Origin of the sequence: uncultured Roseobacter sp. (assembly GCF_947488185.1) — a bacterium.
Taxonomy (GTDB): Bacteria; Pseudomonadota; Alphaproteobacteria; order Rhodobacterales; family Rhodobacteraceae; genus Roseobacter.
In genome coordinates, this window is record NZ_CANKYM010000004.1 from 434,016 (window position 1) to 454,595 (window position 20,580).

The 20,580-nt window shown below is 59.7% G+C and carries 25 protein-coding genes; 18 read left to right on the forward strand and 7 right to left on the reverse strand.

The features are described from left to right. Positions 1 to 38: 38 nt before the first annotated feature. Positions 39 to 1,178: an MFS transporter gene (locus Q1A52_RS17875; RefSeq protein WP_300018462.1), complete on the reverse strand. Its 1,140-nt coding sequence runs from the start codon at positions 1,176 to 1,178 to the stop codon at positions 39 to 41. A gap of 162 nt (positions 1,179 to 1,340) precedes the next feature. On the opposite strand from Q1A52_RS17875, the gene Q1A52_RS17880 reads away from it, so the two are divergent. Beyond that, the gene (locus Q1A52_RS17880) at positions 1,341 to 2,105 is read left to right on the forward strand and encodes an AraC family transcriptional regulator (protein WP_300018605.1); all 765 of its coding nucleotides are present in this window, start codon (positions 1,341 to 1,343) and stop codon (positions 2,103 to 2,105) included. A gap of 109 nt (positions 2,106 to 2,214) precedes the next feature. Here the strand turns inward: Q1A52_RS17880 and Q1A52_RS17885 are convergent, their stop codons facing one another. Together Q1A52_RS17885 and Q1A52_RS17890 are read right to left on the reverse strand one after the other, a co-directional pair. Continuing rightward, the gene (locus Q1A52_RS17885; protein WP_300018464.1) at positions 2,215 to 2,856 is read right to left on the reverse strand and encodes a LysE family translocator; all 642 of its coding nucleotides are present in this window, start codon (positions 2,854 to 2,856) and stop codon (positions 2,215 to 2,217) included. Further along, a complete protein-coding gene (locus tag Q1A52_RS17890) occupies positions 2,856 to 3,257 on the reverse strand; it encodes a hypothetical protein (protein ID WP_300018467.1) in 402 nt (133 codons plus the stop codon). The genes Q1A52_RS17885 and Q1A52_RS17890 overlap by 1 nt, the downstream gene beginning before the upstream one ends. 88 nt (positions 3,258 to 3,345) lie before the next feature. On the opposite strand from Q1A52_RS17890, the gene Q1A52_RS17895 reads away from it, so the two are divergent. Together Q1A52_RS17895 and Q1A52_RS17900 are read left to right on the forward strand one after the other, a co-directional pair. Further along, positions 3,346 to 3,957, forward strand: coding sequence for a TetR/AcrR family transcriptional regulator (locus Q1A52_RS17895; protein WP_300018470.1), 612 nt, complete (start codon positions 3,346 to 3,348; stop codon positions 3,955 to 3,957). A 213-nt stretch (positions 3,958 to 4,170) separates the two neighbouring features. Next, complete coding sequence (locus tag Q1A52_RS17900) at positions 4,171 to 4,674, forward strand: ATP-binding protein (protein ID WP_300018473.1); 504 nt, start codon at positions 4,171 to 4,173, stop codon at positions 4,672 to 4,674. 69 nt (positions 4,675 to 4,743) lie between these two features. On the opposite strand, the gene Q1A52_RS17905 is transcribed toward Q1A52_RS17900, so the two are convergent. Then, positions 4,744 to 5,721 (reverse strand): DMT family transporter, encoded by a 978-nt coding sequence (locus Q1A52_RS17905; RefSeq protein WP_300018476.1) that lies wholly within the window; start codon positions 5,719 to 5,721, stop codon positions 4,744 to 4,746. Between the two features lie 122 nt (positions 5,722 to 5,843). Here Q1A52_RS17905 and Q1A52_RS17910 point away from each other — a divergent pair, with 122 nt between their 5' ends. The 12 genes from Q1A52_RS17910 to Q1A52_RS17965 all read left to right on the forward strand — a co-directional run bounded on the left by Q1A52_RS17910 (position 5,844) and on the right by Q1A52_RS17965 (position 15,158). Continuing rightward, positions 5,844 to 6,353: a CoxG family protein gene (locus Q1A52_RS17910; protein ID WP_300018479.1), complete on the forward strand. Its 510-nt coding sequence runs from the start codon at positions 5,844 to 5,846 to the stop codon at positions 6,351 to 6,353. A 139-nt stretch (positions 6,354 to 6,492) separates the two neighbouring features. Continuing rightward, positions 6,493 to 7,431 carry an ABC transporter ATP-binding protein gene (locus tag Q1A52_RS17915; protein ID WP_300018482.1) on the forward strand — a complete coding sequence of 313 codons (939 nt, stop codon included), beginning with the start codon at positions 6,493 to 6,495 and terminating at the stop codon, positions 7,429 to 7,431. After that, positions 7,428 to 8,189 (forward strand): ABC transporter permease, encoded by a 762-nt coding sequence (locus Q1A52_RS17920; protein WP_195819890.1) that lies wholly within the window; start codon positions 7,428 to 7,430, stop codon positions 8,187 to 8,189. Before Q1A52_RS17915 ends, Q1A52_RS17920 begins: the two co-directional genes overlap by 4 nt. A 69-nt stretch (positions 8,190 to 8,258) precedes the next feature. Beyond that, complete coding sequence (locus Q1A52_RS17925) at positions 8,259 to 9,056, forward strand: S49 family peptidase (protein ID WP_300018484.1); 798 nt, start codon at positions 8,259 to 8,261, stop codon at positions 9,054 to 9,056. A gap of 5 nt (positions 9,057 to 9,061) precedes the next feature. Next, the gene (locus tag Q1A52_RS17930; RefSeq protein WP_300018487.1) at positions 9,062 to 9,232 is read left to right on the forward strand and encodes a hypothetical protein; all 171 of its coding nucleotides are present in this window, start codon (positions 9,062 to 9,064) and stop codon (positions 9,230 to 9,232) included. Next, on the forward strand, positions 9,232 to 10,179 hold the full coding sequence (locus tag Q1A52_RS17935) for a calcium/sodium antiporter (RefSeq protein WP_300018608.1): 948 nt from the start codon (positions 9,232 to 9,234) through the stop codon (positions 10,177 to 10,179). Before Q1A52_RS17930 ends, Q1A52_RS17935 begins: the two co-directional genes overlap by 1 nt. A gap of 12 nt (positions 10,180 to 10,191) precedes the next feature. Further along, positions 10,192 to 10,971: an SDR family oxidoreductase gene (locus tag Q1A52_RS17940; protein WP_300018490.1), complete on the forward strand. Its 780-nt coding sequence runs from the start codon at positions 10,192 to 10,194 to the stop codon at positions 10,969 to 10,971. Between the two features lie 289 nt (positions 10,972 to 11,260). Further along, positions 11,261 to 13,138, forward strand: coding sequence for an excinuclease ABC subunit UvrC (uvrC, locus tag Q1A52_RS17945; RefSeq protein WP_300018611.1), 1,878 nt, complete (start codon positions 11,261 to 11,263; stop codon positions 13,136 to 13,138). Between the two features lie 127 nt (positions 13,139 to 13,265). Beyond that, the gene (pgsA, locus tag Q1A52_RS17950; RefSeq protein ID WP_300018493.1) at positions 13,266 to 13,937 is read left to right on the forward strand and encodes a CDP-diacylglycerol--glycerol-3-phosphate 3-phosphatidyltransferase; all 672 of its coding nucleotides are present in this window, start codon (positions 13,266 to 13,268) and stop codon (positions 13,935 to 13,937) included. Continuing rightward, entirely contained in the window at positions 13,937 to 14,182 is a 246-nt protein-coding gene (gene moaD, locus Q1A52_RS17955) for a molybdopterin converting factor subunit 1 (RefSeq protein WP_300018496.1), read from the forward strand. Before pgsA ends, moaD begins: the two co-directional genes overlap by 1 nt. Before the next feature lie 5 nt (positions 14,183 to 14,187). Further along, on the forward strand, positions 14,188 to 14,631 hold the full coding sequence (locus Q1A52_RS17960) for a molybdenum cofactor biosynthesis protein MoaE (protein ID WP_300018499.1): 444 nt from the start codon (positions 14,188 to 14,190) through the stop codon (positions 14,629 to 14,631). An 80-nt stretch (positions 14,632 to 14,711) separates the two neighbouring features. Further along, a complete protein-coding gene (locus Q1A52_RS17965) occupies positions 14,712 to 15,158 on the forward strand; it encodes a universal stress protein (protein WP_300018502.1) in 447 nt (148 codons plus the stop codon). Between the two features lie 2 nt (positions 15,159 to 15,160). Here the strand turns inward: Q1A52_RS17965 and Q1A52_RS17970 are convergent, their stop codons facing one another. The 3 genes from Q1A52_RS17970 to ubiA all read right to left on the reverse strand — a co-directional run bounded on the left by Q1A52_RS17970 (position 15,161) and on the right by ubiA (position 18,411). Then, positions 15,161 to 15,487, reverse strand: a complete 327-nt coding sequence (locus tag Q1A52_RS17970) for a hypothetical protein (RefSeq protein ID WP_299778468.1) — start codon at positions 15,485 to 15,487, stop codon at positions 15,161 to 15,163. Further along, positions 15,480 to 17,387, reverse strand: coding sequence for an OmpA family protein (locus Q1A52_RS17975; protein WP_300018505.1), 1,908 nt, complete (start codon positions 17,385 to 17,387; stop codon positions 15,480 to 15,482). Before Q1A52_RS17975 ends, Q1A52_RS17970 begins: the two co-directional genes overlap by 8 nt. Before the next feature lie 61 nt (positions 17,388 to 17,448). Further along, a complete protein-coding gene (ubiA, locus tag Q1A52_RS17980; RefSeq protein WP_300018508.1) occupies positions 17,449 to 18,411 on the reverse strand; it encodes a 4-hydroxybenzoate octaprenyltransferase in 963 nt (320 codons plus the stop codon). A gap of 24 nt (positions 18,412 to 18,435) precedes the next feature. Between ubiA and Q1A52_RS17985 the strand changes: the two genes are divergently transcribed. The 3 genes from Q1A52_RS17985 to Q1A52_RS17995 are packed head-to-tail and all read left to right on the forward strand — an operon-like array spanning position 18,436 to position 20,533. Continuing rightward, positions 18,436 to 19,155, forward strand: coding sequence for a 16S rRNA (uracil(1498)-N(3))-methyltransferase (locus Q1A52_RS17985; RefSeq protein WP_300018614.1), 720 nt, complete (start codon positions 18,436 to 18,438; stop codon positions 19,153 to 19,155). Further along, on the forward strand, positions 19,152 to 20,009 hold the full coding sequence (locus tag Q1A52_RS17990; protein WP_300018511.1) for a GNAT family N-acetyltransferase: 858 nt from the start codon (positions 19,152 to 19,154) through the stop codon (positions 20,007 to 20,009). Before Q1A52_RS17985 ends, Q1A52_RS17990 begins: the two co-directional genes overlap by 4 nt. Beyond that, positions 20,006 to 20,533: a hypothetical protein gene (locus Q1A52_RS17995; RefSeq protein ID WP_300018514.1), complete on the forward strand. Its 528-nt coding sequence runs from the start codon at positions 20,006 to 20,008 to the stop codon at positions 20,531 to 20,533. Before Q1A52_RS17990 ends, Q1A52_RS17995 begins: the two co-directional genes overlap by 4 nt. The last annotated feature ends 47 nt before the right edge of the window (positions 20,534 to 20,580 follow it).

Sequence of the window (20,580 nt, forward strand, 5' to 3'; positions counted from 1 at the left end):
TTACCTGTAGGCGTAGTGACGAAAGGTGGTTGAAGAGATCAGGCATGATCCAACACCGTGACATACGCCAACACCGCTGCGATGAGTGAAAAGCCTGCGGCAAACGCAAACATCAATGGCCAGGAGTAGCCCGCTGCCACGCCGGCAAGTACTGCGCCCAAAGCGCCGACTCCCTCCAACAGTACAAAAGCCAGCCCCAGAGTTGTCCCCTGGCGATGATCCGTGTGATCAACAGCCGTTGCGAGGACGGTTGCGCGTATGGCATCCAACGCGGCCACTGCAGCCGTCATCGCGGCGATCATGATCCAAAAAGAGGGCTGAAGAATAAGCACGGCAGCGGACAGGGCCGCCGCGCAGTTGCCCACGACCAACACGACCCGACGGCCAATGCGATCGGATAGTTTGCCCACCCAGGGCTGTGCGAAAGCACCAACAACGAGCAGCGCCGAAAACGTCAAACCAACGGCCACGGGCGCAAGCTCTCGTTCATCCGCGAGGTAGAAAGGGATCATGCTCAAAAGTGCGATCAGGGCCACATTATAAGAGCAAATCATCGCTGCGATGCGCGACCCGCTGCCCCGCCGCCAGACATGCAGGAGATCTTTGAAATCCTGTTTGTTGAATTCTAGCGTCTCGACACGGGGAATCCTACGGGCGACCCAGGAGAAGCCTACGCCCATCAGAATCGTTGGCAGAACAGAGATCATCAGCACATCGCGCCAGTCGACGTAAACCAACAGGAAACCGACGGACAAGGGCGCCAAAACCTCAGCCAACGATCCGCCGATTGCATGCACCCCGAGTGCCTGAGCGCGCTGGCCAGAGTTTTCTTGCGTTAGAACACCGGTGGCAATCGGATGCCAGGCCGCGTTACCCATACCTGCAAAGGCCAGCAGCAGCGCGAAGCTCCAGTACCCCGGCGCCTTGGCCGCCAGTACATAGCCGATTGCAACCCACCAAAAAGTTGCAATCAACAATCGACCTCGGTTCGAGACGTGATCTGTCAGAACACCGGCGGGCAGATAGGCCAAGGCGCCGCCAATACTGAAGATGGTGAAGAGAAGCCCGATCTCTGCTGCCGAAAGATCCATGGCAATGCCAGCCGCCGGCACGATCAGCCAAAGTGAGGCAATGGGCCAATCGTTTGCCAGATGCCCAATGGCAAACCAAGTCAGCAATGTGCGCCTTTGCATTGGGGAAGCCTGCGTTGAAACCAAGTAACTGGAGTTGTGTAGCAAGGCACGATATGTCTTTCAGTCGACGCTAAGGCAATTGATATCGAGAAAACGTCAAGCATCATGAGCGCAAGCAACGGCACATCTTCAAACTCTGCCATCCCCATGGGCAGACCGCGCTTTCTGGGCGAAGTCGTTAAGTCCGTGTCAGGCGAACACTCCGACTGGCATTCTCATGACTTCGGGCAGCTCATCTCCTCGACCCGCGGATCAATGTATGTGGGCACCGCGCATCGAGTTCTGTTGCTCAGCCCCGCGATGGCAATCTGGATCCCGCCAGATGCAGAACACTGGATGCGGACCGGATTGAACAACGAAATGCTATATGTCGATGTAAACCGGGAGGAGGCCAAAGAGCTGAACAGTGACTGTCATATCATGGCGATGACGCCACTCTTGAGTGCCCTCATGCACGCGACTTTGCCAACACAAGCCGCTGTGCGAACCTCTGAGCACACCGATGCACTCCACCGTCTGCTTCGCTGCGAACTCGTCGCAGGAAAAGATGTGCCGCTGTCCGTGGTAATGCCGTCGGACAAGCGCATTCACAGTTTTGCACAAACAGCACTGGAGAACCCGGCACTTGTTGACTCAGTCGACAGTTGGCTCATCAATGCCGCCGCAAGTCGCAAGACAATTGAGCGTTTGTTCATCGCGGAAACGGGCATGACCCCCGCCCGGTGGCTAAGACACATACGCATTCTGCACGCCGTGTCGCAGATTTCTGCAGGGCAGAAAATCAGTTCAGTCGCCTTTGACATGGGATATGACTCGACGAGTGCGTTTAGCTACATGTTTCGGAAAACCCTTGGGGTGACGCCCCGCAGCTTCTTGCCGAATACAGCCATTCTCAGGTCCACTGCGGAGTGATGACAGGGTTCATTTCGGCGTGCCAGCGAAACGCACGAAGTTTGGACCCAAGGCAGTGTAGGATTCCACTTAGTGCGGTTGCGTCGGTCTGATCGAGCGCTATGGAAAATCAAACATCACGGTGCCGTACAAAAGCCAGGGCCAGGCCAAGTAAAACCAGAAAACCACCACATGTCCGATCCAGCCAAAGCGCGCCCCGATCGCTTAGAAACTGCATGGCTTTGGCACCAAGGCCAGCATAGGCAAACATCATTGCGACATCGACTGCAATAAAGACGAATGCCAAGGTGATGTATTGCGGAATGAGGGGTCCGGACGGGGTCAGAAACTGTGGTAGAAACGCGGAGAAGAACAGATACCCCTTAGGATTTGTTGCCGCCACAAGAAAGCTCTTGGCGAAGATGGTTCGTGAACTGTCTGGGGTACCCGCACTTTCATTGGTCGATTGAACCGGCACCGATCCGAGCGTCCCGGAAGATCTCAGCATTTGGAGGCCGATCCAGATGAGGTAGGCGACACCAATCGATTTGACGACCATGAACCAAAAGACCGAGGCCGCGAGAAGTGCCCCAAGTCCAAGAGCCGCAGCCGCGATCAGGATGCCATCGGAGAGTGCAGCGCCAAGTATCCCGTAACTGGCGCTGTACAGCCCGTATTTGGAGCCGTTGGATAGCGCCAGAAGAACGGTCGGCCCCGGCGTCATGACGACAATCATTGCCATCAGGGCGAATGTCAGCAGTGAGAGTTCCATCAGGCTTTGCCTGCGGTTGCTGGCAGATCAATCTCACGACGCTGGCGGATCGCGCCCAATACGCGAATGAAGATCACTACGACGGAGATTTGACCGAGGAGCACTGCGGGCCAGATCAAACCAATCTGCGCATCGAAGTACTTTTGCGGCCCGAATGAAACCAGTGCCATCAAAGCAGACAGAACACTCAGGGTCCGGCCTGTCGCAGTCCTCAGCGGATGGATGATCAGGGCCGATAGAGCGCTCGACATAGAGGCCCCAAGAAAAGGCGCGATTCCGAAAAGCGGTGTGGTCACAGGCGGGTGCGGTTTGACCCCGGCGTAGAGCGCAGACAGCATAGTCACCTGCAATGCAATCAGTGTGACAAGGGCAGCAGAAGCTTGGCGATCAGCATGTGTCATTTCAGTTCCAATAAGCGTATTTTGAGTTACGGTTGTATGTATCCGTAATATAGGTTACGGATTTTGTCAATAAGTTGGAGGCAATGAATTGCGGGAAGAAAAGCGGTCGCTGCGTCAAAAACAGATTGAAAGTGCAGCCTATGAAGTCTTGGAGGCCAAGGGATATGGGGGCACCTCAATGCTTGGCATTGCAAAACAGGCGCGAGCCTCAAACGAAACACTCTACAATTGGTATGGCGACAAACAGGGCCTGTTTCAGGCGCTTGTCACCCGCAATGCGGAAGAAGTGAAAAGTCACCTCGATGCCGAACTGAAGACCGACAATGATGCCCTCTCAATTCTGGGCACTCTTGGTCCGAAACTGCTCAGCTTGCTCACTGGCGACAGGGCTGTCGCCTTGAATAGGGCTGCGGCGGCAGACAGCAGTGGTGAGCTTGGTGCAACGCTTTCAAAGGCCGGTCGGGAAACGGTCTTCCCATTGCTGGAACGGGTGATGCTGCGCGCTAGGGAGGAAGGCCAGCTTGCTTTTGAGCAGTCTGGCGAAGCAGTTGGTCTTTATCTCGACTTGTTGATTGGGGATCAGCAGATTCGGCGCGTCATTGGTCGCCTGCCAAGCCCCACTCCAGCGTTCTGTGCAGAACGTTCGGAACGTGCCTTGGGTCACCTCAGCCGATTGCTTGGCGCGCCAAGTCACCGTTGACGCAAAGACTGGGTACTCAACATGAATACCCTCATGCCCCTGAAAGCCACCTTACCGTGGCAGGGCGGTGCGTGCAGGGTGATGCAATGGACATCAACCTCATCACGCCGGTGGTGACCTAAATGTCAGATTGACGTCTTGGCCTGACAATCCGGACCGGGCCGGTTACACCTGACGGCAATTGCGTGCCATGCGCTAATCAGGGTTATCCAAATGTCCTCAACCTCGCCGACCCTGCACTTGCTGTGCGGAAGAATTGCTTCAGGAAAATCCACACTGGCTTCTCAGCTGGGCAACTCAGACGGAGTAATTGTTATTGCCGAAGACGATTGGCTAGAGGCTCTATATTCAGAGGAGTTGTCTTCAATATCGGACTATGGGCGTTGCGCTTCCAAACTTCGAAAGGTCATAGGCCCTCACGTTGTCTCGCTGCTAAATGCTGGGGTCTCGGTTGTTCTGGATTTCCAAGCGAACACGACCGGGACACGCGCCTGGATGCGGGGTATCCTTGAGCAGACGAACGCGGCTCACAAGCTTCATGTGCTTGATGTTCCCGAAGAGGTTTGCCTTGCAAGACTGAACGCACGCAATGCGCGAGGCGATCATCCGTTTGCTGCAACAGAGGAACAGTTTTGGCAGATTTCCAAACACTTTGTTGCGCCTTCTTTAGAGGAGGGGTTCAACATCGTAATGCACAAGCCTGATGCCTACTCCTGATCGAGTTGGGCATTCGATCACGGTGCAGAATCTTGCGCTTTGGGTTGAAAGGGACCACGCGCGTTGCTTTCAACGCCGCCGTACCGGCGCCCGCGCCACGATGCGGGCCTTTTGCTGCTCGCGCAGGAAAACGAAGAGACCGGAACCGAGGATGAGCGCAATGCCGGCCCAAACCTCCCAGACCGGCAGCTCGGCAAATATGAGCCAACCCCAGAAGACAGCGAGCGGCAGGCCCACGTACTCAAAGGGCGCGACCGTGGCGGCATCGGCCATGCGGTAGGCCTGGCTGAGGCAATAGCCGACCACGGCGGCATTGGCCCCCATGCCCAGCATCACCCACCAGTCCGCGTTGGACGGCCAGACCCAGGCGCGCAGCAAGAACTGCATCGACGGGTTATCGACCCCTTCGGCAAAACGCCCGTCCCCCGCGACCACGTAAAACCCGACCGAGACCACGATAAAGGTGGCCTGGATATAGACCGAGAGCGCGGAGGCCTTGCTTTCCACACCAAGTTTGCGCGTCATCAGCTGGTTGAGCGCATAGGTCAGGGCAGCAAGGACCGGCATCAGCAGCACAAGCCGGGAGGCCTGCAGGCTGTCGGCATCCGCCCAGGGGCGCTGCATGATGATCACGCCTGAAAAGCCGATCAGCACCGCGCTCATCCGGAACAGGCCGACCTTTTCACCCAGAATGGGAATGGACAACAAGGTGATGAACAGAGGGGCCGCAAAGAACAACGCCGTTGCATCGGCCAGCGGAATGGCGGCGAGGGCGACGAAGTAGCTCATATTCGCAACCACGATGAGCAGCCCGCGGATGAGGTGCAGAAACGGCCTGCGGGTCTTGAGAATGTGCCAGCCGCCTTCCATCTGCACCATGATCATGGAGAACATCAGCCCGATGGCTGAGCGCAGAAAGACGATCTCGTGCAGCGGATAGCCCCCTGACAGCTGTTTGATCAGCATGTCATTGATAGAAATTGCAAAAACACCTGCGAGCACGAAAAGGATGCCGAGGCCTGCGCGGTTTTGGGAAAGATTGGCCATGCCGCAGACCTATCAGCCTAGAGAGCGCTGTCGAGCCCGGAAGCGACATGACCCAATTCAGATTGGCGCATCGGCGCGGGCTGCGTTAGGTTCGTGAAACCCGAGCCAGAAGGAGCCCGCCGATGCAGATGTCAGACACCCGCCAGATTGCCGCAAGCCCCGCAGAGGTCTATGCGGCCTTGCTCAGTCCCGAGGTGCTGGAGGCCTGCGTGCCCGGCGCACAGGATGTGACCGGTTCTCCCGAAGAGGGGTTCGAGGCCACCGTGGTGCAAAAGGTCGGGCCGGTAAAAGCGACATTCAAAGGGGCGGTGACACTGTCGGACATGGTGCCTGACGAATCCCTGACCATCAGCGGTGAAGGGAAGGGCGGTGCGGCGGGTTTTGCCAAAGGGGGCGCGGAGGTGCGCATGACTGCCAAGGATGGCGGCACGGAGCTGTCCTACGATGTTGAGGCCAAGGTCGGCGGTAAGCTGGCACAGTTGGGCAGCCGCATCATCGACGGGTTTGCCAAGAAGATGGCGGATCAGTTTTTCACCAATCTGCAGACCGTTCTGGAAGGGCCTGCACCGGCGGCGGATACGCCGGAAGAGGAAAAGAAAAGCTGGCTTAAACGCATTACTGGCAAAAACTGACCACGCGCGGGTTTACGGTTCTGCGCACAGTGGATTGCGGTTTTTTGCACAGATCTCCGCCGGAATTCGCGTCATTCGACACTGTTGTTTCGCGCGCGCGCGCCCTAGTTTCAGTGAATTGGCAAAGGAAAAGACCGGTATGCAGCCCATTCTCGACATCGCAGACCTGCGCAAATCCTACGGTGACGGGTTCGAGGCGCTGAAAGGCGTCAGCCTGCGGATCGAGCCGGGGGAGATCATCGCGCTTTTGGGGCCGAACGGGGCGGGCAAGACGACGCTGATTTCGACGGTCTGTGGGATCACCACCGCGACCTCCGGGACGGTCGCCGTAGGGGGGCACGACATCATCCGGGATTTCAGGGCGGCCCGGTCGATGATCGGCCTGGTGCCGCAGGAGATCAATCTGGAGCCCTTCGAGCGTGTGATCAACACCGTGCGCTTTTCGCGCGGGCTTTTTGGCAAATCGCCGGATGAGGCCGCGATTGAGAAGATCCTGCGGCAGCTGTCGCTCTGGGACAAACGCAACAACCAGATCCGCGAACTGTCCGGCGGCATGAAACGCCGGGTGCTGATCGCCAAGGCGCTCAGCCACGAGCCGCGCCTGCTGTTCCTCGATGAACCCACGGCGGGTGTGGATGTGGAGCTGCGCAAGGACATGTGGGAGATCGTCGAGGGGTTGAAGGCAGATGGCGTGACCATCGTGCTGACGACCCACTACATCGAAGAGGCCGAGGCGATTGCCGACCGGGTGGGGGTGATCGCCAAGGGCGAGTTGCTGTTGGTCGAAGACAAGGCGGATCTGATGGCGCGCATGGGGCAGAAACAGCTCGATGTGCAGCTCTCCGCGCCGCTGGAGGATGTGCCTGAAGCACTGGCAAAATATGATCTGACGCTCTGCGAGGGCGGCCGCACGCTGACCTACAGCTACGACACGCGCGCGGATCGGACCGGCATCACCAAACTGCTGCGCGATGTATCCGAAGCGGGGTTGGTGCTGCGCGACGTGGTCACGCGGCAGAGCAGCCTGGAGGACATATTCGTCGGCCTCGTGCATGAAGAAGAGGAGGCCACATCATGAACTGGACAGCTATCCGGGCAATTTACCTCTTTGAAATGGCGCGCTTTTTCAGGACGCTGGCGCAGAGCCTCATCTCTCCGGTGCTCTCCACGTCCCTCTACTTCGTGGTGTTTGGCGCGGCCATCGGCAGCCGGATTCAGGAGATCGAGGGGGTTAGCTATGGCGCTTTCATCGTGCCAGGGCTGATCATGCTCTCAGTGATCACGCAGGCGATTTCCAATGCGTCTTTCGGCATCTATTTCCCGAAGTTCATCGGCACGATCTACGAATTGCTGTCCGCCCCGGTGAATTTTCTGGAAATCGTCGCAGGCTATGTGGGGGCGGCGGCGACCAAGGCGTTGTTCATCGGCATCATCATCCTGATCACCGCGTTTTTCTTTGTGGATGTGACCATCGCGCACCCGCTGGCCATGGTGGCCTTCCTGTTGCTGACCTGTCTGAGCTTTGCGCTTCTGGGCTTCATCATCGGCATCTGGGCAGGGAACTTCGAGCAGTTGCAACTGGTGCCCCTGCTTGTCGTCACACCGCTGGTTTTCCTTGGCGGTGCCTTTTATTCGATCTCGATGCTGCCCCCGGTCTGGCAGACGATTTCCTATTTCAACCCCGTCGTTTACCTGATTTCCGGGTTCCGCTGGGCGTTTTTCGGCAGTGCGGATGTGCCGATTGCCCTGTCCCTAATGGCGATTGCGGGGTTCACCGCCGCCTGCCTGCTGGTCATCGGTTGGATTTTCAAAACCGGGTGGCGTATCCGACAATAAAGGCGCAGGATAAAACTCTCCGTCCTCCCCTCCTTGTTTGCAGGGGGTCGCCATTCTACATGGGGTCACATGAAACGCTGGATACCCTTTGTAAAATCGGACCCCACGGTCGCGATCATTCGTTTGTCGGGCATGATCAGCGCCTCCGGGCGCGGCACCCTGAATGACGCAAGCCTTGGCCCTGTAATCGAAAAAGCATTCTCACGCGGCAAACCGGAAGCGGTGGTGCTGGAGGTGAACTCGCCCGGTGGCAGCCCCGTGCAATCCTCGCTCATCGGCAGCCGTATCAGGCGGCTGGCCGAGGAGAAGGACGTGCCGGTGATCGCCTTTGTCGAGGACGTCGCGGCATCCGGGGGCTATTGGCTGGCTGCCGCAGCGGATGAAATCTATGCCGATGACAGCTCTGTTGTGGGCTCCATCGGGGTGATTTCCGCCTCTTTCGGCGCCCATGAGTTTCTGGTGAAACAGGGGATCGAGCGGCGCGTTTACACGGCGGGTAAGTCGAAATCCATGCTCGACCCGTTCCGTCCGGAAAACCCCGAGGATGTTGCCCGGTTGAAAGAGTTGCTGGAAGACATCCACGTCAATTTCAAGGATCACGTCACTGCGCGCCGTAAAGGCAAAATGCCGGAAGACCGTGACCTTTTCACCGGTGAGATCTGGCTGGCCCGCAAGGCGGTTGAGTTGGGACTGATCGACGGGATCGGACATCTGAAACCGATGATGCAAGAGCGGTTCGGTGAGAAAGTAAAATTCCGCCGCTACGGCGTGCGCAAACCTTTCCTCGCCCGCTTTGGCGCGCAGATCATGGGTGACGCGCTGCACGGCATCGAAGAGCGCAGCGCCTTTGCGCAGTTCGGACTATAGATTTTATGATTTTCAAGATCGTCACCCTTTTCCTGGTCGTCATGGGCGTCCTTGCGATGTTCGGCAAGATGCACTGGCTGGGGGGTAAACGCCTTGAAAATGCCAAATGCCGCCGCTGCGGGCGGTATCAGATTGGGCGTGGTCCCTGTTCCTGCGGCAAAGGTGGGACTGCATGATCATGCCATGGCTCCTGTGCGGCTTCGGCCTTGTGCTGCTGCTGCTGGCCGGGGACGCGCTGGTCAAGGGTGCGGTCAATGTATCGCTGCGCCTAGGTGTGCCTGCGCTGATTGTCAGCCTGACAATCGTCGCTTTTGGAACATCCGCGCCCGAACTGCTGATCTCCGTGCAGGCCATCCGGGATAACGCGCCGGGGCTGGCCCTGGGCAATGTGGTGGGCTCAAACACGGCAAACATCCTGCTGGTGCTGGGCGTGCCCGCGCTGTTGGCGACCATGCACACATCCGAGTGCAACACACGCAAGACCTACAACATCATGATCGCGGCAAGCCTGCTGTTCATTGCGCTGGCGTTTCGCGGGGTGTTCGACTGGATCGCGGGCACGGTATTGCTCTTGGGGCTCGCCCTGATGCTCGGGGATGCATTCCGGGACGCGCACCTGCACCGTCAGGCCTGCAAGGGCGCGCCGGAAGACGAGCCGGAGGGTGCTGATCCGGACATGCCTTGGTGGCGTATCGTCGTCTTTCTGGTGCTGGGATTGATCGGCCTGCCTCTGGGCGCCGATCTTCTCGTGGACAATGCGACCATCATTGCCAAGCAATACGGCGTTTCAGATACCGTGATAGGACTGACACTGGTGGCGATCGGTACCTCGTTGCCGGAACTGGCCACGACGGTGATGGCGGCTTTGCGTCGGCAGGCAGATGTCGCCCTGGGCAATGTCATCGGGTCGAACATGTTCAACCTGCTGGCCATCATCGGGATCGCCAGTTTCGTGGGCCCGATCCCTGTTGATCCCGGGTTCCTGGCCTTCGATCTCTGGGTCATGCTGGGGGCCTCTGTCCTTTTGCTGCCTTTCGTCTATCTAAGCTGGAACATCACGCGGTTCTGGGGCGTGATCCTGAGTGGGCTTTACGTGTCCTATCTGGTGATCGTGCTCAGCTAGGAGGGAGTGGGCATGGCGACAGCATTGGTAACCGGTGCGGGGCACCGGATCGGACGCGCAATCGCGCTTTATCTTTCAGGGCGGGGGTTTGATGTGGCGGTGCACTACGCCTCTTCCCATCAGGGCGCGCAGGAGACGGTATCCGGTATCGAGGCAGCAGGGGGCCGGGCCGTGGCACTGCAGGCCGATCTGTTGAAGGATGCGGAGACCGGGGCGCTCTTTGACGCGGCTGTGAAGGCATTTGGCGGACCTGTAACCTGCCTGGTGAATAATGCCTCGATCTTTGAATATGATACGCTGGCAACCGCCACGCGGGAGAACTGGGATCGCCACATGCAGAGCAATCTGCGCGCGCCTTTTCTGTTGATGCAGCGCGTGGCGGGGCAGGGGCTCGCGCCGGTGATCGATGACGCAGGGGAGCCACAGGCGGCAGGCCTTATCGTGAACATGATTGATCAGCGGGTTCGCAAGCTGACCCCGGAGTTCATGACCTACACGCTCGCCAAAATGGGTCTCTGGGCGCTGACACAAACCGCGGCCCAGGCCCTTGCTCCGGCGATCCGGGTCAACGCCATCGGGCCGGGCCCGACGCTGCGGGGGGGGCGCCAATCGACAGAACACTTTGCCAAACAGCGTGCAGCGACCACGCTGGAAAGGGGCTCGAACACACAGGATATGACTGCGGCGCTCGGCTATTTTCTGGATGCTCCTGCCGTCACCGGTCAGTTGCTCTGCGTAGATGGTGGACAGCATCTGGCGTGGCAGACACCGGATGTGCTGGGTGTGGAATAAGCACTGCCGAATGAAAGTTTTGCACGGGCTTAATGAGTGTTACAAATTCGTTACCAAAATGCCTTTGTTTTCAAAAACTTGCACTGTGCATAAGAAAATATTATTTGAAAACAAAGACTTGAGTAATTGCCTACTTTTTAGGCAAATCGCTGAAATGCCCCAATTGCAAAGGAAAAATCCGAATGCCTGGAAGTTATCGGCAGAGTTATCCACATGATCCGTGGACAGCTTATCCCTTGCAGTCCCTTCACCTACAGTGCAGCCAAGGCTAAGAATCAGGCCTATGGATATGTCAGACCAGCATGAGACGCAGCCTAAGGATGTGGCGACCGGTTACGAGGTAATCCAGAGTTACCTGAAGACACTGGATAGCTCGCCGGGGGTGTACCGCATGCTCGATGCTGAAAGCCGTGTGCTTTACGTTGGCAAGGCGCGTAATTTGCGCGCGCGGGTGAGCAATTATGCACGCCCTTCGGGACACTCTGCGCGGATCGCGCGGATGATCTCGATGACCGCGTCGATGATGTTCCTGACAACGCGCACCGAGACTGAGGCGCTGCTGCTGGAGCAGAACCTGATCAAGCAGCTCAAGCCCAAGTTCAACGTGCTGCTGCGCGACGACAAGAGCTTTCCGAACATCCTGGTGACGGCGGATCATGATTTTCCGCAGATCAAGAAACATCGGGGCGCGAAGAAGGAAAAGGGGGCGTATTACGGGCCCTTTGCCAGCGCGGGCGCGGTGAACCGGACGCTGAACCAGTTGCAGCGGGTGTTCTTGTTGCGCGACTGCTCCAACGCCATGTTCGAGAGCCGGACGCGGCCCTGTCTGCAATTTCAGATTAAGCGGTGCAGCGCGCCTTGTGTGGGCAAGATCAGCGCCGAGGACTATGGCCAGACGGTGCGCGATGCGGAGAAGTTCCTGACTGGCAAGACAACGGATATTCAGGCACGACTGGCGGCCGAGATGAGCGCGGCGTCGGAGGCGATGGCGTTCGAGCGGGCCGCTGCCCTGCGCGACCGGATCAAGGCGCTGACGCAGGTGCAGACGGCGCAGGGGATTAACCCGCAGAGCGTGGCGGAGGCGGATATCATCGCGCTGCACATGGATGGGGGGCAGGCTTGTGTTCAGGTGTTTTTCATCCGCGCCAACCAGAACTGGGGCAACAAGGATTACTATCCGCGCGTCGGGCCGGATGTGGATGCGTCGGAGGTGCTGGAGGCCTTCATCGGGCAGTTTTACGACACGCGAGAGCCGCCTCGGCAGCTGATCCTGAGCAATGAGATCGAGAACCCGGACCTGATGGCCGAGGCGCTGACCGGGAAGTTGAGGCGCAAGGTTGAGTTGATGGTGCCGCAGCGGGGAGAGAAGGCGGAGCTGATCGAGTCCGCGCTCAGGAATGCGCGCGAGAGCCTGGCCCGCAAGATGGCGGAGACGGCCACGCAGGCGCGGTTGATGAAGGGGGTGGCGGAGGCCTTTGCGCTTGAGGCGCCGCCGGAGCGGATCGAGGTTTATGACAACAGCCACATCCAGGGTGCCTTTGCGGTGGGCGCGATGATCGTGGCGGGGCCTGAGGGGTTCATAAAGAACCAGTACCGCAAGTTCAATATTCGTGGCGAGGCGCTGACGCCCGGGGATGATTTCGGGATGATGAAAGAGGTGCTGACGCGGCGGTTCAAGCGGCTGATCAAGGAAGACCCGGAGCGCCGCGACGGGCAGTGGCCGGATCTGTTGCTGATCGATGGCGGGGCCGGGCAGGTCAGTGCCGTGCGCGAGATCATGGAAGGTTACGGTGTGGGGGATATCCCCATGGTGGGCGTGGCCAAGGGGATCGACCGGGACGCGGGCAAGGAAGAGTTTTACCGCACCGGCAAGCAGCCCTTTGCGCTGCGGCACAATGATCCGGTGCTCTATTTCATCCAGCGGATGCGGGATGAGGCGCACCGCTTTGCCATCGGGACGCATCGGGCCAAACGGGCGAAATCGGTGGGGGCCACGCCTTTGGACGACGTGCCGGGTGTGGGGGCGGCTCGGAAGCGGGCGCTGCTGGCGCATTTCGGGTCGGCCAAGGCGGTGGCGCGGGCGAATCTCAGTGACCTGAAGGCCGTTGAGGGGGTGTCGGGCGCGCTCGCTGAAAAAATCTATGACTTTTTCCACGAGCGCGGGTGATCCGAAGGCCGCGCTTGCGCGCGACACCATGCTTGGGTTGGGTGCTTGCGGCGATTGGGGCGTGCCATATGGAGCAGTGCTGCGGTTGCCGCTTTCGCCTAGATTTTGCGCGTTGTAGGGTGGCGGCATGATTTTGACCCTGCCGAATATACTGACCATTGTCAGGCTGGTGGCCGCGCCCATGGTGGCGGTGATGTTTTTGTACTTCACGAGACCTTACGCGGATTGGTTTGCACTGGTGCTGTTTATCTCGGCGGCGGTCACCGATTGGTTCGATGGTTATCTGGCGCGGGCTTGGAAGCAGGAGACCAAGCTGGGCGCGATGCTCGACCCGATTGCCGACAAGGCGATGGTGGTGATTGCGCTGATGGTGATCGTGGGGTTTTCCGACGTGTACTGGACGCCGTGGCTGGTGCTGCCGGCGACGGTCATCCTGTTTCGGGAGGTTTTTGTCTCGGGTCTGCGCGAGTTTCTGGGCGATACGGCGGGGGTGTTGAAGGTTACGCCTTTGGCCAAGTGGAAGACCACCGCCCAGATGGTCGCGATTGCAGTGCTGTTTTCGCGGGGCATTTTCGAGCACCATCTGGTGATGAGCAGCTTTGGCATGGACCCTGCGCTGATCGAGCAGGTGATGCGGGGCGAGGTAGAGGATGTGAACGGGCTGCGCGGGTATTACCACGCCATGGTGTGGTCCGGGCGGGTTGGTCTGTGGATGCTGTGGATCGCGGCGGCCATGACGTTGATATCGGGCTTTGATTACTTCAGGAAATCGGCCCCCTATCTGAAGGATGAACTGTGATGAATGTATTGTATTTTGCCTGGGTGCGCGAGCGCATCGGTCTGCCGCGCGAAGAGGTGGACAGCACTGCCGAGACGGTCTCTGAACTGGTCGATGAGTTGGTGGCGCGCGAAGAGCGTTATGCGGCGGCCTTTGCGGACCGGTCCGCCTTGCGGGTGGCGATTGATCAGGAGTTGCGCGATTTCGATGCGCCGCTGGCCGGGGCCCGCGAGGTGGCGTTCTTCCCACCGATGACGGGGGGCTGAGCGCGATGCGCATTCTGGTACAGGAGGCGCCGTTCGATCTGGGTGCGGAGAGCGCGCGCTTTGCGGCCGGTCACACGGATATCGGGGCGGTGGTCACCTTTACCGGCGTGGTGCGCGACAGCGACGAGGCCCCCTTGCAGGTCATGGAGATCGAGCACTATCCCGGCATGACGGAACGGTCGCTGACCGAGATCGCGCAGGAGGCGCAAACCCGCTGGTCCCTCGGCGATGTGCTGGTCATTCATCGCTACGGCGCTTTGAAACCCGGGGAGATGATCATGATGGTTGCCACCGCTGCGCGGCACCGCAAGGATGCCTTTGAAGCCGCGGAATTCCTGATGGACTATCTGAAATCGCGCGCGCCCTTCTGGAAATGCGAGGTGACGGCGGCTGGCACCGATTGGGTGCCCGCAAAAGAGGAAGATGAAGACGCGCTCAACCGCTGGTGAGCCAATTGACGTGCATCAAAGCGGGGTGTAATCACAGGCCCTAGTCTCCTGTCGAACCTGACAAAGAGGAGACAGGAGCGATGTTCAACAAAATCACAGTAGGTTTCGACGGATCTGAACCGTCGGAAAATGCGCTGCGGCTAGCTTGCGACCTGGCTGGGAAGTACGGATCAGAGCTCCATATTTCACACACCCCGAAGCCGGAAACGGTTGCTTTCGCGATGGGGGCTGTCGCAGGCTATCATGTTGCCACGACAATGCCTTCCGCTGAAGAAGTGGCCGAAGCGGCGCAAAAAGTCCTGACCAAGGCGCGGGGTATTGCCGAAAGCGCGGGCTGTAAAAACCCAGTGGCCCATGTTGGCGATGGCGAGCCTGCGCAGTCGCTGATTGATCATGCTGACGAGGTCGGCTGCGATCTGATCGTGACCGGGCGCCGGGGGCTTGGCAACCTCACTGGTATGGTTCTGGGCAGCACCTCCCAGAGGGTTGGCCATTTGGCCAAATGCGCCCATCTGACGGTGGCCTGAGTTTACCCGATGGGCTGGTGATTGACCCGTGCGCGAAGCTCTTCCGCTTCGTGCCGGGCATCGCGAAGCCCGTCCATGGCGGCACGCAGTTCCGCTTCGGTCTGCGCCAGCTGGTTGGTCAGTTCCGCCTCGCGCTGCTGCAGGTATGTGATTGCCTGATCGCGGGTTTCTTCCGCTTCGTGAAGCTCTTGGCTCATACGGTCAAGCTGCGCCACGTCATCCGCAGCGACGCGGGTAAACCGATGTACGATCCAATTGGCAAACCAGCCCAGACAAAAGGCCACAAAGAGAATGATGGCCGTTGCCACGACAAATTCCGTCCTACTCATCCCCGCCTCCTTCAACCTCCGGACCATCTGCTGATGGCTCTGTATCACCGGATTCTGCGATGCTTTCCAGTGTTGTTTCTCGTTCTGGTTGAGATGGCGTGGGTCGAATGAGATGAAATTCGATGCGCCGGTTGGCTTCACGGCCCGCATCGCTGTCGTTTTCGGCGATGGGTTGCGCTTCCCCATAGCCTTTGGCCACGAAGGAGCCTGTCAGAACACGGCGGGCGCGTAACTCGTTGAGTACTGATTCTGCCCGCGCCTGGCTGAGCGACAGGTTCATTTCCTCACGGCCCTGACTGTCCGTGTGCCCCTGCACCTCAAGACGGATATCGCCGCACTCCTTCAAGACCGCCGCGATATTGTCCATGGTTTCGAGCGCGCTGGGGTCGATCGTCGCGCTGCCCGGCTCAAAGTTGATTTTTGCTGCCGACACGATTTCCGCAATGTCCGCCTCGCATTCCTCCGGGGTTGGTAGAGCGGCGATGGGATCCAGCGCTTCAACATAGAGGACGCTGATGTCGAACGTGGCTTCCTGTCCCAGTTTGCTGGCCATGAAACGGGAGACGGTTGCACGGACATTCTGATTGCCGGAGTTGCCGGTCAGCCTGATGGTATCCGGCGTCACGGTCACAGCGCCATTGTTGAGGTAGGCCAGAGCCTGAATGCCGGTCAGGACACGCGCGGACCAGTCGGGGGGGAGATCCGACACCACACGGGCGGCGGTATAGACGTTTTCAGACCCGAACTTCGCCCGTGCGAAGCTGTCGGCAACCTGGCGCATGTTCTCGTCGGACAGCCGCCCGCGCAGCTGAACCTGCCCCTCCGGGCTTAGAGTGGCAACGAATTCGGTCGGGCCGAAAGACGGATCTGGTGTTTCCGGCAGCACCGGATAAAGCGCAAAAACCTCGGGTAGGGCGTTCTCCAACTCGCCCGTGACCCGGTCGAAGAGCCGCTGGTCCGTGCCTTCGGCGGCCACCAGGGTTACATCGGCGTTGGAAAAGGTAACGCTGCCCGCGCCCAATTCTGCCAACGCTGCAATCGCGGTTTCGGCGGCCTCTGCCCATCTAGGAGAGGGCACGCCCATCCCGATAGTGCACTGTCCCGGCCCGCTGAGCCCTGCGGCAAATGCGGCAGCCACAATGCGTTGCTGGGTGGCTTCCGTGTCGGCGGAGCAGGCGTCGAAACGCGCGCCCGCGTCATCCATGACAAAACGCAGGGTGAACGGCGTGATCACCGGGCGTGGCGCGGTGATGTTGAGAGACAGACGCAAGGCGGGTGGTGCTGCCCGTGTCAGGCGCGCTTCCATGTCAGATTTTGCCTCGGCGCTGTCGGCAATTGCGGTGATCTCGACCCGTCCGGCGGTGACTGACACTTTCGCGCGAGGCAAATCTTCAATGGCCGTTATGGCAAAGGCCAGTGCGTCCTCCCATCCGCTGGGCGCGGGGTAATCCGCTGTTTCCAAGAGATCGGTCACCGGCAGGTCACTCATCGCGTTGAACCCGGTCACCATCTCTTCGCGGTCTGTCGTTTCAGGGATCAGGCCAATGATCGACAACCCGGCGGTATTGCGCAGGACTTCCGCGGAAAACCGAGGGGGTGCGATGGAGGCAACCGCCACCACCTCCATCTGGTCAATAACCCGCGCCGCGTCCACGACCGAACCCGCTATGCTCAGAGCCCGAAACCGAAGGGCTTCGTTCGGAGCTGTCCCTGCGAGCACCAACCGGAGCCCATCCGCCTCGACTTCGGCCCATGTCAAAGCGTTCTCGTCCAGCGCGCTTCGAACACCGACTTCGGAGGCATCTTCGACCAGCTGTACGGAGGAATTCGCGGCCACGAGGGCAACCGTCGCCGCAGCGATAAAGGCAGATGCAGTCAGGGTGTAAGATGACAGGCCCATGGTCCCCTGGTGTCCGGTTACGAGTCGCCTAGGTGATACGCCGCCCTGCCGGTGGATTCAATCACGCCAGCAGAGCCGCCACAAAAAAGAGCAGCGGTATCATGCCGGTATCCCGGTTGGCGCGAAAGAGTTGGAGCAGTTTTGCGCTGTCCTCGATGTCCAACCCCCGCAATTGCCACGCCATGTGCCATCCCATCGCCCAAGGGCCGGCAAGAACAAGTACCATTGCCAGGACACTTGCTTCCGGCAGGGCGCTGAAAATCACGGCGAGGCCCATCAGCCCCACGGTCGCCATCAGGAAGCGTCGCAGCCAGGTGGCGGTTTTATCGCCGAAAAGGCGGGCGGTGGATTTGACGCCGATCAATGCGTCATCCTCGGTGTCCTGGTGGGCATAGATCGTGTCGTAAAACAGCGTCCAGGCGATGCCGGCGAGATAGAGCAGAACCGCCGGGGCATGCACCGTGCCGCTATGCGCGGCCCAGGCCAGCAGTGCCCCCCAGTTGAACGCAAGCCCAAGGAACACCTGAGGCCACCAGGTAAAGCGTTTTGCAAAAGGATAGATGGCGACGGGCAGTAGGGCCAGAACGCCTAGGGCGATCGCTGTCATGTTGAAGGTCAACAGGATGCAGAACGCCAGCAGCGATTGCGCGCACATCCAGATCACGGCGCCTTTGACGGAGACTTGCCCCGATGGAATGGGGCGCGAGCGGGTGCGTTCGACGCTGTTGTCGAAATCCCGGTCGGTGATGTCGTTCCACGTGCAGCCCGCACCGCGCATCAACCACGCCCCCAGGGCGCAGCCGACAGCGATCCAGAGATCTTCGAGGCCTGCGCTCTGATCATGAATCATCGCCAGTGCCAGCCCCCACCAGCAGGGCAGGAGCAACAGCCATGTGCCTATGGGGCGATCCGCCCGGCTGAGCCGCAGGTAGGGGCGCGACCACGCGGGCGCCATTGTGTCGACCCAATTGCCTTTTACCGCATCGGCCACTTGGCCATCTGGCGCAGCGGGTGGGCTTTGCATATGTATCTCCCCATGGACGGACAGGTGACAGCCAAGATCAGGCTTTTTGTAGAACACTCCCTGGGGCAGGGGCAATCGGTCCCTGTGTCGCGGGAGCAGGCGCATTACCTCTTTGGGGTGATGCGGCTTGGCGTGGGCGCGCAGCTTTTGCTCTTCGATGGGCAGAACGGTGAATGGCTGGCCGAGGTGGCCGAGGCGGGCAAACGCGGCGGCGTTCTGCAGGTGATCTCACAGACGCGTCCCCTGCAAATGCCACCGGATCTGTGGCTGCTTTTTGCGCCGATCAAGAAAGCCCGGACAGATTTCATCGTGGAAAAGGCGGTGGAGCTTGGGGCTGCACGCATCCTTCCGGTCCAGACGCAGTACACAAATGCCGGGCGCATCCAGCGGGCGCGCCTGCAGGCGCATGCCGTGGAAGCAGCGGAGCAATGTGGAGCCACCTACGTGCCGGAGGTGGCGGAGATGGTCCGGATGGACCGGCTGCTGACGGGGTGGGACACCGACCGGCGGATCATGTTCTGCGATGAGGCGCAGGTGGCCTTAAAGCCCACCCTACCTGCCACCCCAGGGCCTTGGGCGATCCTGATTGGGCCGGAGGGAGGCTTCTCCCCTGTCGAGCGAGAGAAGTTACACGCGCTTGACCACGCATATGCGGTGTCTTTGGGGCCGCGTATTCTGCGCGCAGACACGGCGGCGGTGGCGGCAATCACCCTGTGGCAACATGCGTTGGGAGACTGGACATGATCCGTGAGGCACGGCTGGAAGATGCGGCGTCGCTGGAAGCGTTTCTGCATCCTCACTCGGCGACCTCCATGTTCTTGCGTGGCAATCTTGCGGCGCATGGGGTCGGCAATACGGATCAAGCCAATGGAACAACCTTCTATGTGCACACGCGCGATGGCGACATCACCGGTGTCTTGGGCCGCACGAACGGTGGCTTTCTGATGTGTCTGGCGCCGGATCAAGGGGCGGCATTCTGGTCGGCGTGTGACGAAGTATTGAGAGGACAGCGGATCGTCGGCATGACGGGCGCGCCAGATCAGATCGGTGCATTGGCTACAGCCCTCGGGTTGCGTGATGCTGATTTTCGGTTGCGGCACGATGAGCCGCTATACGCATTGCGGTTGTTGGATCTATCTGAAATTTCACATCAAAACATACGCTTGCGCAGGGCCGCGGCTGACGATGCCGATTGGCTCGCGGACTGGTTTGACGGCTATCACCGGGATACCGGCAAGGGGACCCTCGATGGTAACGATGGCATCAGTGCTGCGCGGAGGTTCGTCGACAAACCGGACGGACGTGTGATGGAGGCAGACGGTGTCCCCTGCGCAATGTCGGCGCTGAACGCGCGGACGGCGGATATGGTGCAGGTTGGGGGCGTTTATGTTCCAACGTGTCATCGCGGGCGAGGCCATGGTGCCCGGATCGTGGCGTTGCATCTGGCGGAATTGCGGGACGAAGGCATTACAAAAGCCATTTTGTTTGCCGCCAGTCCCGTTGCAGCCCATGCCTATGAGAGCATCGGATTTCGGCATATCGGGCACTACAGCATCGCCTTGCTGGAAACGCCTATGACTGCAGGCGAGATGCCATGACGTTTTTCCGACCCGAGGCAAAGGCGGCGCTGTGGCGTTGGCGGGAAGTGCTGGCGGGGGGCGCTGTTGCGCTCCTAGGGCTGTGGTGGCTTGTTGGGCCGGGGCAACTGCTGGTGCTGCCCGCGATTGCCTTGTTGGTCGCCGGGGCAGCGCTCATCTGGGTCGGCGTTCAGCGCGCGCGTTTTCGCAGTGGCGGGCAGGGGCCAGGATCGGTCAGCGTCGATGAGGGGCAGATCACCTACTACGGCCCGCTGACCGGCGGCGTGATCGCGCTGCGCGAAATGACCGAACTGACCCTGGACAAGACCGTTTTTCCTGCACACTGGCGATTGCGGCAACCGGGACAGCCAGCCCTGCTGATCCCGGTGAACGCAGAGGGTGCTGAGGCGTTGTTCGACGCTTTTGCCACCCTGTCCGGCCTGCGGACGGAGCGCATGCTACACGCGCTGCAGGGTGCGGAGAAACACGCCATCGTGATCTGGCAACGCGGGCCCGGCGAAACTGCACAGATCACTCTGCATTGACAGCCTGATCAAATCATCCCATCCCTGATGTCTTGAATGCATTTACC

Bases quoted from the DNA above. Each gene is read 5' to 3' on its own strand.
- Q1A52_RS17925 (WP_300018484.1), top strand. From the start codon at position 8,259: ATGAAACGCTGGATACCCTTTGTAAAATCGGACCCCACGGTCGCGATC.
- Q1A52_RS17905 (WP_300018476.1), bottom strand. From the start codon at position 5,721: ATGGCCAATCTTTCCCAAAACCGCGCAGGCCTCGGCATCCTTTTCGTG.
- Q1A52_RS17960 (WP_300018499.1), top strand. From the start codon at position 14,188: ATGCGCATTCTGGTACAGGAGGCGCCGTTCGATCTGGGTGCGGAGAGC.
- ubiA (WP_300018508.1), bottom strand. From the start codon at position 18,411: ATGCAAAGCCCACCCGCTGCGCCAGATGGCCAAGTGGCCGATGCGGTA.
- Q1A52_RS17975 (WP_300018505.1), bottom strand. From the start codon at position 17,387: ATGGGCCTGTCATCTTACACCCTGACTGCATCTGCCTTTATCGCTGCG.
- moaD (WP_300018496.1), top strand. From the start codon at position 13,937: ATGAATGTATTGTATTTTGCCTGGGTGCGCGAGCGCATCGGTCTGCCG.
- uvrC (WP_300018611.1), top strand. From the start codon at position 11,261: ATGTCAGACCAGCATGAGACGCAGCCTAAGGATGTGGCGACCGGTTAC.
- Q1A52_RS17915 (WP_300018482.1), top strand. From the start codon at position 6,493: ATGCAGCCCATTCTCGACATCGCAGACCTGCGCAAATCCTACGGTGAC.
- Q1A52_RS17920 (WP_195819890.1), top strand. From the start codon at position 7,428: ATGAACTGGACAGCTATCCGGGCAATTTACCTCTTTGAAATGGCGCGC.
- Q1A52_RS17900 (WP_300018473.1), top strand. From the start codon at position 4,171: ATGTCCTCAACCTCGCCGACCCTGCACTTGCTGTGCGGAAGAATTGCT.
- Q1A52_RS17965 (WP_300018502.1), top strand. From the start codon at position 14,712: ATGTTCAACAAAATCACAGTAGGTTTCGACGGATCTGAACCGTCGGAA.
- Q1A52_RS17940 (WP_300018490.1), top strand. From the start codon at position 10,192: ATGGCGACAGCATTGGTAACCGGTGCGGGGCACCGGATCGGACGCGCA.
- Q1A52_RS17995 (WP_300018514.1), top strand. From the start codon at position 20,006: ATGACGTTTTTCCGACCCGAGGCAAAGGCGGCGCTGTGGCGTTGGCGG.
- Q1A52_RS17910 (WP_300018479.1), top strand. From the start codon at position 5,844: ATGCAGATGTCAGACACCCGCCAGATTGCCGCAAGCCCCGCAGAGGTC.
- Q1A52_RS17970 (WP_299778468.1), bottom strand. From the start codon at position 15,487: ATGAGTAGGACGGAATTTGTCGTGGCAACGGCCATCATTCTCTTTGTG.
- Q1A52_RS17990 (WP_300018511.1), top strand. From the start codon at position 19,152: ATGATCCGTGAGGCACGGCTGGAAGATGCGGCGTCGCTGGAAGCGTTT.
- Q1A52_RS17885 (WP_300018464.1), bottom strand. From the start codon at position 2,856: ATGGAACTCTCACTGCTGACATTCGCCCTGATGGCAATGATTGTCGTC.
- Q1A52_RS17930 (WP_300018487.1), top strand. From the start codon at position 9,062: ATGATTTTCAAGATCGTCACCCTTTTCCTGGTCGTCATGGGCGTCCTT.
- pgsA (WP_300018493.1), top strand. From the start codon at position 13,266: ATGATTTTGACCCTGCCGAATATACTGACCATTGTCAGGCTGGTGGCC.
- Q1A52_RS17890 (WP_300018467.1), bottom strand. From the start codon at position 3,257: ATGACACATGCTGATCGCCAAGCTTCTGCTGCCCTTGTCACACTGATT.
- Q1A52_RS17880 (WP_300018605.1), top strand. From the start codon at position 1,341: ATGGGCAGACCGCGCTTTCTGGGCGAAGTCGTTAAGTCCGTGTCAGGC.